Here is a 2,500-nt window from a genome sequence, read left to right as displayed (position 1 = left end):
AATAGATTGGGATGACTTGTGGCTAGGGGTGAAAGGCCAATCAAACTTGGAGATAGCTGGTTCTCCGCGAAATCTATTTAGGTAGAGCGTCGATTTTATACCTTCGGGGGTAGAGCACTGGATGGGCTAGGGGATCTCACCGATTTACCAAACCTAACCAAACTCCGAATACCGAAGAGTACTGATCGGCAGACACACGGCGGGTGCTAACGTCCGTCGTGAAGAGGGCAACAACCCTGACCACCATCTAAGGTCCCTAAGTTATGGCTAAGTGGGAAAGGATGTGAGGATCCCAAAACAACCAGGATGTTGGCTTAGAAGCAGCCATCATTTAAAGAAAGCGTAACAGCTCACTGGTCTAAATAAGGGTCTTTGCGCCGAAAATGTACCGGGGCTCAAGCCATACACCGAAGCTGTGGATTTGCTTAGCAATAAGCAAGTGGTAGCGGAGCGTTCTGTAAGCCGTTGAAGAGGGACCCGTGAGGGCCTTTGGAGGTATCAGAAGTGAGAATGCTGACATGAGTAACGATAAAGGGAGTGAGAGACTCCCTCGCCGAAAGTCCAAGGGTTCCTGCTTAAAGTTAATCTGAGCAGGGTTAGCCGGCCCCTAAGGCGAGGCCGAAAGGCGTAGTCGATGGGAACCACGTTAATATTCGTGGGCCTGCGGGTAGTGACGGATCGCGTGTGTTGTTCCTCCTTATTGGATTGGAGGGGCTTCGAAGCGGTCCCAGGAAATAGCTCCCGCGTATAGACCGTACCCTAAACCGACACTGGTGGACTGGTAGAGAATACCAAGGCGCTTGAGAGAACTGCGTTGAAGGAACTCGGCAAATTGCACGCGTAACTTCGGAAGAAGCGTGACCCTTTTCGACGCAAGTCGAGGAGGGTGGCACAGACCAGGGGGTAGCGACTGTTTACCAAAAACACAGGGCTCTGCGAAGTCGCAAGACGACGTATAGGGTCTGACGCCTGCCCGGTGCTGGAAGGTTAAGAGGAGAGGTGCAAGCTTTGAATCGAAGCCCCAGTAAACGGCGGCCGTAACTATAACGGTCCTAAGGTAGCGAAATTCCTTGTCGGGTAAGTTCCGACCTGCACGAATGGCGTAACGACTTCCCCGCTGTCTCCAACGCAGACTCAGTGAAATTGAATTCCCCGTGAAGATGCGGGGTTCCTGCGGTTAGACGGAAAGACCCCGTGCACCTTTACTATAGCTTTACACTGGCATTCGTGTCGGCATGTGTAGGATAGGTGGTAGACTTTGAAGCGGGGGCGCCAGCCTTCGTGGAGTCATCCTTGAAATACCACCCTTACCTATATGGATGTCTAACTGCGGTCCGTTATCCGGATCCAGGACAGTGTATGGTGGGTAGTTTGACTGGGGCGGTCGCCTCCTAAAGAGTAACGGAGGCGCGCGATGGTGGGCTCAGACCGGTCGGAAATCGGTCGTCGAGTGCAATGGCATAAGCCCGCCTGACTGCGAGACTGACAAGTCGAGCAGAGACGAAAGTCGGTCATAGTGATCCGGTGGTCCCGCGTGGAAGGGCCATCGCTCAACGGATAAAAGGTACGCCGGGGATAACAGGCTGATGACCCCCAAGAGTCCATATCGACGGGGTTGTTTGGCACCTCGATGTCGACTCATCGCATCCTGGGGCTGGAGCAGGTCCCAAGGGTATGGCTGTTCGCCATTTAAAGCGGTACGTGAGTTGGGTTCAGAACGTCGTGAGACAGTTCGGTCCCTATCTGCCGTGGGTGTAGGAATATTGACAGGATCTGTCCCTAGTACGAGAGGACCGGGATGGACGTATCTCTGGTGGACCTGTTGTGGCGCCAGCCGCATAGCAGGGTAGCTATATACGGACGGGATAACCGCTGAAGGCATCTAAGCGGGAAACCCACCTGAAAACGAGTATTCCCTATCAGAGCCGTGGAAGACCACCACGTTGATAGGCCGGGTGTGGAAGTGCGGCAACGCATGAAGCTTACCGGTACTAATAGCTCGATTGGCTTGATCATTCTCATTACAAATATCCATCGCAACGCGATGCATATTCGATTTTAAAAGCGCTCACGCATGAGCGGGTCTTACGACCCTATGCTCCGCGAGGGCGCTGGACGACCAGCGACGACCTAGCGGTCTGTATTTGGCGATTGTCCTGAAATCTCAGGATAAAGTGCCAGGAGCAGAGCGTGACATGCTATCGCCCATCAAGCGCGATAGCGCGCCGTCGCAGCGCCCGCCCCGGCAGGGGCGATACGGCGCGTGAGACAAAAACCAGCTTCTCATTTGTATCGCATGCGCCTGAAAAACCGCATGCGTGAACGTTGCGCTTTGCTGACCTGGTGGTTACAGCGGGGTGGCTGCACCCGATCCCATTCCGAACTCGGCCGTGAAACGCCCCTGCGCCAATGGTACTTCGTCTCAAGACGCGGGAGAGTAGGTCGCTGCCAGGTCTGCCAAACGCAACGTTCATAAACAAATCTCACAACAACACACAGA

2 rRNA genes (1 of these 2 cut by a window edge) are annotated in these 2,500 nt (G+C 54.1%); both read left to right on the top strand.

Annotated elements, in window-relative coordinates:
• Positions 1 to 2,016, top strand: a 23S ribosomal RNA gene (locus C7476_RS27630) (it extends 943 nt beyond the left edge of the window).
• Between the two features lie 323 nt (positions 2,017 to 2,339).
• Positions 2,340 to 2,454: ribosomal RNA gene (rrf, locus tag C7476_RS27625) — 5S ribosomal RNA — on the top strand.
• Positions 2,455 to 2,500: the final 46 nt, after the last annotated feature.

This window comes from Phyllobacterium bourgognense (assembly GCF_003337575.1).
GTDB classification, from domain to species: domain Bacteria; phylum Pseudomonadota; class Alphaproteobacteria; order Rhizobiales; family Rhizobiaceae; genus Phyllobacterium; species Phyllobacterium bourgognense.
The sequence above is the reverse complement of the archived record's forward strand: the minus strand, read 5'-3'. Positions and strand labels throughout refer to the sequence as shown.